The organism is Bacillus sp. TSO22 (genome assembly GCF_020223595.1).
Lineage (GTDB): Bacteria > Bacillota > Bacilli > Bacillales > Bacillaceae > Bacillus > Bacillus inaquosorum.
This window is the reverse complement of record NZ_JAHAWO010000001.1, coordinates 354,612-368,040: the sequence shown is the minus strand read 5'-3', so window position 1 is coordinate 368,040 and position 13,429 is coordinate 354,612. Positions and strand designations below refer to the sequence as shown.

Below are 13,429 nucleotides of genomic sequence, written 5' to 3'. Positions count from 1 at the left end.
AATGGGGGAACTTGTATGAAAAAGATTTTATCTTTAGCATTCATTTCTTTATTCGCTGTCATCTTGCTTGCCGCTTGCGGCAGCAAGGGGTCAAACGGAGAAGCCTCAAAGGAAAGCAAAAAAGATACGCTAGCCGCCATTAAAGACAATGACAAAATTGTCTTCGGCGTAAAAACAGACACCAGACTGTTCGGTCTTAAAAACCCGAGATCAGGTGAGATTGAGGGTTTCGATATCGATATTGCCAAGCAAATCGCTAAAGACATTTTAGGTGACGAAAAAAAAGCTGAATTTAAAGAGGTCACCTCAAAAACAAGGATTCCTATGCTGCAAAACGGGGATATCGATGCTATTGTCGCCACAATGACGATCACTGAAGAACGAAAAAAGGAAGTTGACTTTTCTGATGTCTATTTCGAGGCTGGGCAATCGCTGCTCGTGAAAAAAGGCAGCAAAATCAAGAGTGTTGAAGATCTTGGCAAAGGCTCAAAAGTTCTTGCAGTAAAAGGCTCCACCTCCTCTCAAAACATTCGTGAAAAAGCGCCTGAAGCATCTGTTTTAGAATTTGAAAACTACGCAGAAGCCTTTACGGCGCTCAAATCAGGGCAAGGCGATGCCCTCACAACGGATAATGCGATTTTATACGGGATGGCTGACGAAAATAAAAATTATCAATTAACAGGAGAGCCTTTTACAGATGAGCCTTACGGGATCGCCGTAAAAAAAGGGCAATCTGCTCTCGCGAAGGAAATTAACGCTTCACTCAAAAAGATGAAGTCAGATGGCAGATATGATGATATTTATAAAAAATGGATCAAAGAAGACCCAGCTGAATAACGACCATCCCGGGATGAGCAGGTGATGCTCATCCCGATTTGATAAGGAGTGAATAGGCAGATGAATGTGTCAATTCTTTTCGATAACTTCGGCATGTATATGGACGGTTTTTACCATACCCTGCTCGCAAGCATCATCGCGCTGGCCGGCAGTTTTGTTCTCGGCGTTGTTGTAGCGGTTATGAGAATTACAGTCTTTAAGCCGCTGCAATGGCTCGGGACCGCATATGTGGAATTTATCCGCAACATCCCTCTTCTTTTAATTACCTTTGTTTTCTATTTCGGCCTTCCAAACGCAGGCCTGAGACTTGACGGTTTTCAAGCGGGAACGGTCGCACTCACCATTTATACCTCTGCGTTTATCGCAGAAGCCATCAGAGCAGGCATCCAATCTGTTTCAATAGGACAGATGGAAGCGGCGCGTTCGTCAGGCTTTACCTACAGCCAGGCCATGCTCCATATCATTTTGCCGCAGGCAATCAAAATCGTTATTCCGCCATTGGGCAATCAATTTTTAAACTTAGTCAAAAACTCTTCGATTCTCGGAGTTGTAGCCGGATTGGATCTTATGTATCAGGCCGATTTGGTCTCTTCGAGCACACTCGTTGTATTTGATGTTTATATTTTTGTGGCGCTTTTTTACTTAGTGCTGACGATACCGCTTAGCATCGGTGTTAACTATTTGGAAAAACGGCTGGAAAGAAGCTATTGATAAGGAGTGAGATACATTGGATTTTATCGGAGCTTATTCGCGAGAGCATTTAACGTTTTTATGGGATGGCTTTCTCGTCACCTTGTACGTTGCTTTCATCTCCATCATTCTGAGCTTTTTCTTCGGTTTAATCGCAGGCACCCTGCGCTATGCGAAAGTTCCCGTTCTTTCTCAATTGATTGCGGTTGTCGTTGAAACGATCAGAAACCTCCCCTTGCTATTAATTATTTTCTTTACGTTCTTTGCCCTTCCGGAAATCGGGATTAAGCTTGAAATTACAGCTGCAGCAATTACAGCATTAACGATTTTCGAATCCGCTATGCTATCTGAAATTATCCGAAGCGGGCTGAAATCAATTGATAAAGGACAAATTGAAGCGGCGCGCTCCTCCGGGCTGAGCTATACACAGGCCCTGTTCTTCATTGTCATGCCGCAAGCGCTTCGCCGCATGGTTCCGCCAATCGTAAGCCAGTTTATTTCTTTATTAAAAGATACATCGCTTGCTGTAGTGATCGCCCTGCCCGAACTGATTCATAACGCGCAGATTTTAAACGGCCAAAGCGCAGACGGCAGTTATTTTTTCCCGATCTTTTTACTTGCGGCACTTATGTATTTTGCAGTCAACTACAGCCTTTCACTCGCAGCAAGGCGCCTTGAGGCACGGCAAACATAGAAAAGGATACTCTTCGGAGAGTATCCTTTTTCGCATTAAAACATTTTCGTTATTCTTCTTCTCATCCGCTTCATGCTTCGATTATTCAGCATGTCGGATTGAGTCGCCATTCGGTATACGAGAGCTCCGGCTCCCAATGCCAAAAGAGAAGTCATCGTCCGATTCATCCTGCGCATCTCCTTTCATGATTAAAAATTGATGCTGCGTTCATCCTCAGAAAACAAATCATCCAAGCTGCTTAACGTTCCGTCTTCTTCCACTTGATGAGTTGCAATCTTCCCTTTCGCCACTGTCAGTTCAATGAAACAGCCCCAGCAATAATATTGGTTCACGCCGATTTTCCCGATATCCTTACTTTTGCAGTTCGGGCATATAAGCATATCTCACACCTCTATCCGTTCAGAACGATCTCGTCTTTCCGCACCTCGACAAGCGAATCCGCTCTTTGGATCTGGCGCTTGCTTCCCGCCAGGTCAGAAAAGAAACCGTCCGAGAGTTCATATGCTACGATTATGCCCCTGTCCAGACAAAAGTATACATCTTCCAGCATCCCCAATATATCTCCCTCTTGCGATTTCACAAGCTTCATTTTCATCTGCTCATATGTGAAGCATGATTTCGGAAGAGGCAAAAGCTGATCTGAACTGACCGAGGCCAATATGCGGTCATCAAGAATACAAGAGATATCACACGCCCTTAATAGCGCATGATGATGATGCAAAAACCGTTTTTGTGCAAGAATAAACCCAAGACAATCTCCCTTAAGAGAAAAACAAATATCGGATATTGTCCCGAGATAATAAGAAGTTCGTTCTGAGTATACTGGGAACCCTTCTACTTCATGGCATGTTCTCAAAGTGTGATCAACCACCTTTTGTTGAACAGGCTTAGGTTTTGCTTTGCGCCTTTGACTCATACGATGAAATCACTTCCACCGCAAATAAAAAAACTCCCGCTATCACGGGAGCCTTTTTACAGCTGTTCTTCTTTCATAAAATCGAATGGTGTAATGCCTTCCATGCCAATATTGGCATCGTGTACGCTGAATGGGAGCTCCTTTTGCAAAGCTTCAAGCTCAGCATCCATTTCCTCAACCTGTAATAACAGCCTGTTTTTCAAAGAAGTCTGTCTGACAGTTGCGTCGTTATTTTTCACGCCCCACTCCAGCGCTTCCTCTTCTCCGCATAAAATGAGAAATTTCTTTGCTCTTGTAATAGCGGTATAAAGAAGGTTTCTTCTGAGCATTCTATAATAGCCTTTCACAACAGGCAAAACCACAATCGGAAATTCACTTCCCTGCGATTTATGAATAGAGCAGCAATACGCATGGGTAAACTGGTTAAAATCTTTTTTCGTAAACGTCATTTCATTGCCGTCAAAAGAAACGACGGCCATATCTTCTTTTTCTGTATTTTCCTTCGCATAAAATATCGATGTAATTTCGCCAATGTCTCCGTTGAACACATTGTTTTCCGGCTGATTGACGAGCTGCAAAATTTTATCCCCGGTTCTGTAGACAACATCCCCGAACTTTATTTCCCTCCGTTTTTCTCTAGGAGGATTCAAAATATCCTGTAGCATCACATTCAGTTCATTGATCCCGGCTTTTCCTCTGTACATCGGGGCGAGAACCTGAATGTCCTTTGCCGTATAGCCTTTTTTCAATGCATTAGCGACAACCTTCTCAACTACCTCTTTAATTTGCGAGCCTCCGCAGCGAATAAAGGAACGGTCCTTCGTCGGGGCAGTCAAATTGTTTGGCAGCAACCCATTTTTCATTTGGTGGGCAAGCTCGACAATCGATGAACCCTCCGCCTGGCGGTAGATGTCTGTCAGTCTCACAGTCGGTATCACTTGGGATGCCAAAAGGTCTCTCAGCACTTGGCCCGGACCGACAGAAGGCAGCTGATCTTCGTCACCGACAATGATGATTTGAATATGATCAGGGATCGCCTTGAACAAATGGTTCGCCAGCCATATATCAAGCATGCTGGCTTCATCGATTATTAACAGCTTCCCTTCAATCGGCTCATCCTCTGTATGGGTAAATCCTTCAGCGCCGTTCCAGCCAAGCAGCCTGTGAATCGTCACTGCCGGAAGCCCCGTTGATTCACTCATCCGTTTCGCCGCTCTTCCTGTCGGTGCGGCCAATACAACCGGAAAAGCTTCATCCTTTTTATACGCTGACGGGTCGAGTGACACACCGTGAAGCTCTCCGTACAGTTCGACAATCCCTCTGATTACCGTCGTTTTCCCTGTTCCCGGTCCCCCCGTTAAAAGAAGCATCGGTGAGGAAAGGGCTTTTTGAATCGCTTCCTTCTGGCTAGGGGCATACTGAACGTTCATCCGTTCTTCCAGTTCTCCTAAAGCGAGCAGAAATTCTGATTCGGGAAACTGGTCATCATATTCAGTTTGGCTTGCGATATGTTTCACTCGCTTAGCAACATTTTGTTCAGCGTAAAACAGCGATGGAAAATAACAGCGGCCATCTTCTATGACAATGTCTTTATTTTCTCCAAGGGCAATAATCGCGTTAGCGGCATCCATTTCAGTGATGCGCTGTCCCTCCCGAGCTGATTGATTTAACAGAGATTGGGTGTCAATAATCAGCTTCTCCGTTTCTATGTACGTATGCCCTTCTGACAGACAAGTCGTTTCAAGCGTGTACAATATGGCGGCTTTTACCCGCTCAGGGTGATTACCCGAAAGGCCCATTCTGCTGCCCAGCTCATCCGCTTTCCCAAATCCGATGCCTTCTACATCTTTCACAAGCTGATAAGGGTTTTCCTGAATCTTTTCAAGCGTCTCGGATTCATAGGCTTGGTAGATTTTCATAGACAGCTGAGGGCCGAAACCAAACTGATTCAGGGAAATCATGATTTGCTCCAGTCCCTGATGACGCTGCAAGGCGCCGGCCAGCGTATCAGCTTTCTTTTTTGACAGCTTGGGAACGTCATAAAGCACTGAAGCGTCAGCCAATATTTTATTAATAGCGCTGTCGCCCAGCTTTTTCACAATTTCTTCGGCTGTTTTTTTGCCGATTCCCTCGAACAAATCACTCGATAAATATTGAATGATGCCCTCCTTAGTCGTCGGAATCTCCTTTTTGAAATGCTCCGCCTGAAATTGGAGCCCGAATTTTGGATGAGTTACGATCTTTCCGTAAAACGTGTAGGTCTCTTCTTCTTGAAGCGCAGGGAAGTAGCCCGTCACGGATACGGCTTTATCTTCAATAGCTTCGGAGGTCTCTGTGACTTTCACTTTCAGAACCGTATATAAATTGGTGTCATTATGATAGATGACTGTGTTGACTGTCCCTTTTAAATAGGGCTCTTCCTCCAGTTTAAGCTGATCCGGATGCTGCTGCACGAGCTGTCCCTCCTCCTCTGCCTGTTATGATGGGTCGATCAGTTTTTTTGCATGAAGCGCAAGCATATGATCTGGCTGGATGTCAATCGCCTTGTCCAGCATTTCCAGCGCTTTTTCTCGATTTTCTTTATAAGCATAAGCAACACCGGCATTGTAAAATGCATCAGCGTGCCCAGGATCTTGCTCTGTTACAGCTGCGAATTGGCTGAGCGCTTCGTCCAGCATGCCCTCGTTCGCTAAGCACATCCCAAATTGAAAGCGCGCTTCTGCATCGTTCTCATTCAGTTCGACCGCTCTTTGTAAATATGGCAGTGCAAGCTTAGGCTGTTCGAGCTTGATAAGAACCGTTCCGAGCATATAAAACAGGTCGCCGTTTTCCATCCCGGCACGAAGCGCTTTTTCAAACATGTCTTTCGCTTCTTTGTACATTTCTTTTACAACATAGACATTTCCTGCTCCATAATAAGCAGTGGCGGCGCTGCTGTCTAATTCAAGCGCTTTATCATAAAACGCTAAAGCCCGTTCCAGCTCGTTCACGGATGAAAGCAGGTTAGCAAAGTTAATATACGGAATCGCGTCTTCTTTATTTTCTTCAATCGCTTTTGTAAATGCCTCTGCCGCTTTCTCGTAATCGCCTTTTTGCATCGCCTCTATACCGAGTTGATTATAATCCACCGACCATCTTCCTTTCATTAAAAAACCCCAACTCAGTGTTGAGGTTTTTCATCTTTTATACGTACCACAATTTTGTTCCGTCTTTGTACACATCATCAATAGTTCCGCCGCCAAGGCATTCTTCGCCATCATAGAAGACAACGGCTTGTCCCGGCGTCACAGCGCGGACTTGTTCATCAAAGATGACTTCCGCTTCGCCTTCACCTGTCATGCGCACCGTCACTTTATGATCTTCTTGGCGATAACGGAATTTAGCCGTGCAGGAAATCTCTTCGCCCTTCATGATATCCGAACGAACCCAGCTAATATTCGTAGCTGTAATTTTGTCGGAATAAAGAAGCGGGTTATGGAACCCTTGATCCACGTAGAGGATGTTCTTTTCAAGATCTTTACCAACCGCAAACCAAGGCTCGCCGCTTCCGCCGATGCCAAGGCCGTGACGCTGTCCGATCGTGTAGTACATTAACCCGTCGTGGCGTCCTTTTACTTCGCCGTCCATCGTCATCATATCGCCCGGCTGTGCAGGGAGATATTGGCTGAGAAACGTTTTGAAGTTGCGTTCGCCGATAAAACAGATGCCCGTACTGTCTTTTTTCGTTGCCGTTGCAAGATCTGCTTCTTTGGCAATTTCACGCACACGGCTTTTTTGAAGCTCGCCGATCGGGAACATGACTTTGCTTAGCGTATCTTCTGTCAGCTGATTCAAGAAGTACGTTTGATCTTTGTTTTCATCAATGCCGCGCAGCATTCTGACTTTGCCGCCGCTTCTGTCGACCCTAGCATAGTGGCCAGTCGCTAAATAGTCGGCGCCAAGTGACAGGGCATGCTCCAAAAATGCCTTGAATTTAATTTCTTTGTTGCACAGCACATCCGGGTTTGGTGTTCTGCCTGCTTTATATTCATCGAGGAAGTATTGAAATACCTTCTCGTAATATTGCTTTTCAAAATTAACGGCATAGTACGGAATTCCGATTTGATTGCAGACGCGGATCACATCTTCATAATCCTCTGTCGCCGTGCAAAAACCGTTTTCGTCCGTATCATCCCAGTTTTTCATAAAGATTCCGATTACATCATAGCCCTGTTCTTTTAACAGCAGGGCCGCCACAGATGAGTCTACTCCGCCGGACATGCCGACGACGACTCTTGTATCCTCCGGCCGTTTTTCCATTTTATTCACTCCAATAACTAAGCCGCCTTATTGTGTCAGCCGTTTGACAACGTCGGCCACATGTTTGGCAGCGGTTTTCACTTGCTCAGCCGTATTGCCGAAGCCGAAGCTGATCCGAATCGAGGACGTCAGCCGGTCACTCTCATCCCCGAACATGGCAGTCAGCACATGTGACGGCAGGACCGAACCGGCGGTGCACGCTGATCCACTTGAGACAGCGACTCCCGCCATGTCAAGATTTACCAGCAGCACTTCTACTGATACACCGGGGAAATACAGGTTCAGTACATGCGGCAAACTATGCTCTTTATCCCCGTTGATCTCGAATGCCACACCGGCTTTTTCAAGCGTGTCGGCAATAATTGTTTTAAACGATTGATACTTCTCGTTTTTTTCGTCCCGTTCTTCAGTTGACAGCTTGATGGCTTCTTTCAGCCCGACAATACCGGGAACATTTTCTGTTCCGGCACGGCGTTTTCTTTCTTGCTCACCTCCGAATAAGAGCGGGGAAAGCTTCACATCTTTACTTGCATATAAAAAGCCTGTCCCTTTTGGCCCGTTGAGCTTGTGCCCAGAAACAGACAGAAGGTCAATATGGCTGTTTTTCACATGAATTGGCAGCAACCCGAATGCCTGAACAGCATCCGAATGAAAATAAGCCTGGTGTTCCTTCAGCAGCTCACCGATTTCATCGATCGGCTGCACTGTTCCGACTTCATTATTTCCATACATCACTGTCACAAGGATTGTATCATCACGCAGTGCTTCTTTCACCTGATTTGCACCGACTCTTCCATTTTGGTCAACGTCCAGATACGTTACTTCAAATCCGTCTTCCTCAAGTTTTTCACACGTGTGAAGCACGGCATGATGTTCAATTTTTGTCGTGATGATATGTCTGCCCAAATCTTTTCTTGCAAGCGCGGTTCCCATGATAGCCAAGTTATCAGCTTCCGTGCCCCCGCTTGTAAAAATGATCTCCTGCTCTGTAGCTCCGATTTCAGCTGCAATCTGCGCTCTTGCTTCGTCCACCCATTTTCGTGATTCTCTTCCAAATGAATGAATACTGGATGGATTGCCGAAATTGCCGGAGAAATGCGGTATCATTTTTTCCAGCACGCGCTCATCCAGCGGAGACGTTGCGGCATGATCTAAATAAATCCGTTCCATTATGTTTACACCTCTGATCTAAATATAGAACATATAAGCTTCTTGCTCTCCGTCTGTATAGCTTGCAAGATCCTCTAGTGTTGTACTGTCTAAAACCTCTTTCACAGCATCCCGAATGCGAATCCAGAGTTCACGCTTGGCAGGCTCCTCGTCTTCCAGCACTTCAACAGGACTGATCGGCCCCTCAAGTACACGGATAATATCTCCCGCCGTAATTGCATCCGGCTCGCTGCTTAATACATATCCGCCGTATGCGCCTCTGATACTTTTCACTAAACCGGCATTTCTGAGCGGCGATACCAGCTGCTCCAAATAATGCTCGGACAAATTATTCGTCTGTGCGATGCTTTTTAATGAAGTCGGACCCTCACCATGCTTTTTTGCAAGCTCGATCATAATGGTCAGCCCGTATCTTCCCTTAGTTGATATTTTCAACATGAACACCTCTGTTATTTCATGATTTTCCACATTTATAATGGTAATTTCTATATGATTCGTCCGTTTATTATCTAATAGACCAACTGTTATTATAACATATCTTCAGTAAATTTTCATTGAGGCAGGCGGAAACGGGCTTTCCCTCTTTTCTAATGTCCAGTTTTCCGTTACCCTGTAATTAAGTAAGGAGAGATGATGATGAAGCCATTGGCATATCGGATGCGTCCGACAAAAATAGAGGATATTATCGGCCAGCAGCATCTGGTGGCTGAAGATAAAATTATCGGCAGAATGGTTCAGGCAAAACATTTGTCATCCATGATTTTGTACGGGCCTCCCGGAATTGGAAAAACATCAATCGCAACAGCAATCGCCGGTTCAACAAGTATTGCTTTTCGGAAGCTGAATGCTGTCATTAACAATAAAAAAGATATGGAAATCGTAGCCCAGGAAGCTAAAATGTCAGGTCAGGTGATTTTGATTCTGGATGAAGTTCACAGGCTGGATAAAGGGAAACAAGATTTTCTATTGCCCTATTTAGAAAACGGGATGATCATTTTGATCGGAGCAACCACGGCTAACCCGTATCATGCCATTAATCCTGCGATCAGAAGCCGGACACAGATTTTTGAGCTTGAGCCGTTAACACCGGAACTGATTAAACAGGCTCTGGAACGGGCGCTTCATGATGAGCATCGGGGCCTTGGCACATATTCTGTATCCATTGATGATCAGGCGATGGAGCATTTTGCCCACGGATGCGGAGGAGACGTCCGATCCGCTTTAAATGCGCTTGAGCTGGCCGTCTTGTCAACGAAGGAGTCAGCTGGCGGCGTAATTCACATTACATTAGAAACCGCGGAAGAATGTTTGCAGAAAAAGAGCTTTTCTCACGATAAAGATGGTGACGCGCATTATGATGTTTTGTCCGCCTTTCAAAAATCAATCCGCGGCTCTGATGCCAACGCCGCTCTTCACTATTTGGCAAGATTAATTGAAGCTGGCGACCTGGAAAGCATCGCAAGACGACTGCTTGTTATCGCCTATGAAGATATCGGCTTAGCAAGCCCGCAAGCCGGTCCAAGAGTCCTGCACGCTGTTCAGACCGCTGAGCGTGTCGGATTTCCCGAAGCACGAATCCCGCTGGCCAACGCAGTCATTGAACTTTGCCTCTCACCGAAATCAAACTCAGCCATTCTCGCAATCGATGAGGCGCTGGCGGATATCAGAGCCGGAAAAATCGGGGATGTCCCGAAGCATTTAAAGGACGCGCATTATAAAGGAGCACAGGAATTAGGAAGAGGAATCGACTATAAATACCCGCACAATTACGACAACGGATGGGTCGAACAGCAATATCTCCCTGATCCTTTAAAGAACAAGCAATATTACAAGCCGAAGCAAACGGGCAAGTTCGAATCCGCGTTAAAGCAGGTATACGACAAATTAATGAAAAGAAAATAAGAAAAAACAGCCTTGATGACTCAAGGCTGTTTTTTACGGGTTATTTATCTTTCACACGTTTGATTTCAATGTCTTTCAAAAGATCCATGACAACATGTCCGCCCATAATCAAACCTGCAACTGACGGCACAAAAGCATTAGAGGATGGCGGCATTTTTGCTTTGCGGATTTTCGCTTCATCATTTCCCACTTCTTTTCTGACATCTTCCCGAATGACAATCGGGCTTTCGTCAGAGAAAATCACTTGAACGCCCTTTTTGATGCCCTCTTTGCGTAATCTCGTACGGACGACCTTTGCAATTGGATCAGTGTGCGTTTTTGAAATATCTGCGATTTGGAAGCGTGTCGGATCCGTTTTATTCGCTGCACCCATACTGGAAATGAGCGGAATATCCCGTTTTAGACATTCTTTCATTAAATGAATTTTATAATGAATGGTGTCTGACGCATCAATGACATAGTCAAGATTATATTCAAAAAATTGCTCATACGTTTCTTCAGTATAGAACATTTTTAACGCGATCACTTCACACTCTGGGTTAATGTCTGCGATCCGCGCTTTCATTAAATCAACTTTCGGCTGTCCGACTGTTGAAAGAAGCGCGTGAAGCTGGCGGTTTACATTTGTAATGTCCACATCATCTTTGTCGACAAGCAGAATGCGGCCGACGCCTGACCGCGCGAGAGCTTCCGCTGCGAACGATCCGACTCCGCCGACCCCAAGAACAGCAACCGTGCTGTTTTTCAGCGTTTCAAGGCCTTCTTTTCCGATAGCTAATTCATTGCGTGAAAACTGGTGTAACAAGAACCTCACTCCACATTCGTATTCTGGTTTTCATCTATAAAATGGCTGATCCATGAGCAGCCGTTTTTTCTGCGCACAAAAAATAAAGTCCCAATAGTGCCGTTGCAGCTTTCCTTTGTTTTGAACCCGCTCTCAGCAGGTGGGTGCCCTCTTTTAAATCTTGTAAGTCCTCTTTACCGAATGAAAAGAGGCATGTACGCCATTTAAAAATGCGGGCTCCCAAATCAAAAAAATGTTCGGTCAAAACTAGGTGTACAACTAACACATCAGGACTTTATTTAACTTGTCAAAATCATATCACAGACGATTTTGATTTTCAAGAATCGAACTGCTCATTCAGTTCTTAACTTTTTTCTTAATAGAAAGATGAAGCTCATCAAGCTGGGCGTCGCTTACTTCCCCTGGCGCTTCTGTCATCAGGCAGCTTGCACTTGCCGTTTTCGGGAATGCGATCGTATCTCTTAGGTTCGTACGTCCTGCGAGAAGCATAACGAGTCGGTCTAAGCCGAGCGCGATTCCGCCGTGCGGAGGAGCGCCGTATTCAAATGCTTCTAAAAGGAATCCGAACTGCTCAGCAGCTTCCTCTTGTGAGAAGCCAAGAAGCGCAAACATTTTTTCCTGAATATCCTTTTCGAAAATACGGATCGAACCTCCGCCAAGCTCATAGCCGTTTAAGACGAGGTCATAGGCTTGTGCTTTCATGTCTTCAGGCGCTGTTTCAATCAGCTCAAGGTCTTCACGGACAGGCATTGTGAACGGATGGTGTGCTGCGTAAAAACGGCCTTCCTCCGGATCATGCTCTAAGAGCGGCCAGTCGATGACCCATAAGAAATTAAACAGGTTTTCGTCAATCAGTCCGCGCTCTTTTCCAAGCTTTAAGCGCAGGGCGCCGAGTGATGCGGCTACAACTTCGAATTTATCCGCTCCGAACAGCAGCAAATCACCTTCAGCAGCATCAAGTGATTCAATCAGCTTAGACTGCTTTTCTTCATCAAAGAATTTGGCGATCGGGCCTTTCACTCCGTCTGCCTCAACTTTCACCCAGGCAAGTCCCTTTGCCCCGTAGTTTGCAGCAAAAGCGCCAAGAGCGTCGATGTCTTTTCTGGAGTAATCGCCGGCTCCGCCTTTTACATTAATCGCTTTGACAACGCCGCCGTTTTCCACAGCTGATGAGAATACTTTAAATTCTGTATCCTTCACAATGTCAGACACATCTGTCAACAGCATGTCAAAACGCGTATCAGGTTTATCAGAACCGTATTTGTTCATTGCCTCGTCATACGTCATTCGAGGAAGAGGAAGCTTAAGCTCCACCCCTTTTGTTTCACGCATAATCTTTGCCATCATATCCTCAGCCAATGACATAATGTCCTCCTGGCTCATAAAGGACATTTCAATATCGATCTGCGTAAACTCAGGCTGGCGGTCCGCACGCAAGTCTTCATCGCGGAAACAGCGGGCAATCTGATAATAGCGTTCAATGCCGGATACCATCAGAAGCTGTTTAAATAGCTGCGGAGACTGAGGCAGCGCATAGAACTCACCTTCGTGCACACGGCTCGGCACCAAGTAGTCACGTGCTCCCTCAGGTGTGCTTTTTGTTAAAATCGGCGTTTCAATATCAAGAAACCCGTTATCATCTAAAAAGCTGCGGACTGCTTTCGTCACGTTATGCCGCATCTGCATCGTTTGAAACATAGCCGGTCTGCGCAAATCTAAGTAACGGTGTTTTAAACGGACGTCCTCTGATACGTCTTCTGCTTGATCAGAAATCGCAAATGGCGGTGTCTTTGCAGTACTTAATACTGTCACTCCATCAGCGTGAATTTCGATTGCGCCTGTTTTCAAATTCGCATTGACCGTGCCTTCTTCACGCGCTACCACTTTCCCTTTAACATCAAGGACGTATTCGTTTCTGATGCCTTCTGCAATAGCAAGCGCTTCTTTTGACACATCAGGGTTAAAAACGACTTGAACAATTCCTGTACGGTCACGCAAGTCAATAAAAATCAATCCGCCGAGGTCCCGTCTTTTTTGGACCCAGCCTTTCAGCGTTACAGATTCACCAATTGCTTTTTCAGTTATATCACCGCAATAATATGTTCTTCCAAACAAT

Annotated in this window: 14 protein-coding genes and 1 other RNA gene; 4 read left to right on the top strand and 11 right to left on the bottom strand. The window is 45.5% G+C overall.

From position 1 onward, the window contains the following. Positions 1-15 precede the first annotated feature (15 nt). The 3 genes from glnH to KHQ79_RS01905 are packed head-to-tail and all read left to right on the top strand — an operon-like array spanning position 16 to position 2,221. Positions 16-837: a glutamine ABC transporter substrate-binding protein GlnH gene (gene glnH, locus KHQ79_RS01915; protein WP_225514108.1), complete on the top strand. Its 822-nt coding sequence runs from the start codon at positions 16-18 to the stop codon at positions 835-837. Positions 838-897: 60 nt separating this feature from the next. Next, on the top strand, positions 898-1,548 hold the full coding sequence (locus KHQ79_RS01910; protein ID WP_225514107.1) for an amino acid ABC transporter permease: 651 nt from the start codon (positions 898-900) through the stop codon (positions 1,546-1,548). Positions 1,549-1,564: 16 nt separating this feature from the next. Beyond that, the gene (locus KHQ79_RS01905) at positions 1,565-2,221 is read left to right on the top strand and encodes an amino acid ABC transporter permease (RefSeq protein ID WP_003237481.1); all 657 of its coding nucleotides are present in this window, start codon (positions 1,565-1,567) and stop codon (positions 2,219-2,221) included. A 35-nt stretch (positions 2,222-2,256) separates the two neighbouring features. Here the strand turns inward: KHQ79_RS01905 and KHQ79_RS01900 are convergent, their stop codons facing one another. The 8 genes from KHQ79_RS01900 to cymR form a co-directional block, all read right to left on the bottom strand. Beyond that, positions 2,257-2,388 carry a YrzQ family protein gene (locus tag KHQ79_RS01900; RefSeq protein ID WP_003225895.1) on the bottom strand — a complete coding sequence of 44 codons (132 nt, stop codon included), beginning with the start codon at positions 2,386-2,388 and terminating at the stop codon, positions 2,257-2,259. A 21-nt stretch (positions 2,389-2,409) separates the two neighbouring features. Then, a complete protein-coding gene (locus tag KHQ79_RS01895) occupies positions 2,410-2,601 on the bottom strand; it encodes a hypothetical protein (RefSeq protein WP_003225893.1) in 192 nt (63 codons plus the stop codon). An 11-nt stretch (positions 2,602-2,612) separates the two neighbouring features. Next, complete coding sequence (locus tag KHQ79_RS01890; protein ID WP_225514106.1) at positions 2,613-3,137, bottom strand: PRC-barrel domain-containing protein; 525 nt, start codon at positions 3,135-3,137, stop codon at positions 2,613-2,615. Between the two features lie 56 nt (positions 3,138-3,193). Then, the gene (gene recD2, locus KHQ79_RS01885) at positions 3,194-5,590 is read right to left on the bottom strand and encodes an SF1B family DNA helicase RecD2 (RefSeq protein WP_225514105.1); all 2,397 of its coding nucleotides are present in this window, start codon (positions 5,588-5,590) and stop codon (positions 3,194-3,196) included. A gap of 24 nt (positions 5,591-5,614) precedes the next feature. Beyond that, a complete protein-coding gene (locus KHQ79_RS01880) occupies positions 5,615-6,235 on the bottom strand; it encodes a tetratricopeptide repeat protein (protein ID WP_250648165.1) in 621 nt (206 codons plus the stop codon). An 85-nt stretch (positions 6,236-6,320) separates the two neighbouring features. After that, the gene (gene mnmA / locus KHQ79_RS01875) at positions 6,321-7,436 is read right to left on the bottom strand and encodes a tRNA 2-thiouridine(34) synthase MnmA (protein WP_003237485.1); all 1,116 of its coding nucleotides are present in this window, start codon (positions 7,434-7,436) and stop codon (positions 6,321-6,323) included. A 27-nt stretch (positions 7,437-7,463) separates the two neighbouring features. Then, entirely contained in the window at positions 7,464-8,606 is a 1,143-nt protein-coding gene (locus KHQ79_RS01870) for a cysteine desulfurase family protein (protein ID WP_225514103.1), read from the bottom strand. A gap of 18 nt (positions 8,607-8,624) precedes the next feature. Next, the gene (cymR, locus tag KHQ79_RS01865; protein WP_225514102.1) at positions 8,625-9,041 is read right to left on the bottom strand and encodes a cysteine metabolism transcriptional regulator CymR; all 417 of its coding nucleotides are present in this window, start codon (positions 9,039-9,041) and stop codon (positions 8,625-8,627) included. Positions 9,042-9,242: 201 nt separating this feature from the next. Here cymR and KHQ79_RS01860 point away from each other — a divergent pair, with 201 nt between their 5' ends. Next, the gene (locus KHQ79_RS01860; protein WP_225514101.1) at positions 9,243-10,508 is read left to right on the top strand and encodes a replication-associated recombination protein A; all 1,266 of its coding nucleotides are present in this window, start codon (positions 9,243-9,245) and stop codon (positions 10,506-10,508) included. Between the two features lie 40 nt (positions 10,509-10,548). On the opposite strand, the gene KHQ79_RS01855 is transcribed toward KHQ79_RS01860, so the two are convergent. The 3 genes from KHQ79_RS01855 to aspS all read right to left on the bottom strand — a co-directional run bounded on the left by KHQ79_RS01855 (position 10,549) and on the right by aspS (position 13,428). Continuing rightward, complete coding sequence (locus tag KHQ79_RS01855; RefSeq protein ID WP_003237491.1) at positions 10,549-11,313, bottom strand: tRNA threonylcarbamoyladenosine dehydratase; 765 nt, start codon at positions 11,311-11,313, stop codon at positions 10,549-10,551. A gap of 83 nt (positions 11,314-11,396) precedes the next feature. Next, a non-coding RNA gene (ssrS, locus tag KHQ79_RS01850) (6S RNA) lies at positions 11,397-11,589 on the bottom strand. 60 nt (positions 11,590-11,649) lie between these two features. Then, entirely contained in the window at positions 11,650-13,428 is a 1,779-nt protein-coding gene (gene aspS, locus KHQ79_RS01845) for an aspartate--tRNA ligase (protein ID WP_225514100.1), read from the bottom strand. Position 13,429: the final 1 nt, after the last annotated feature.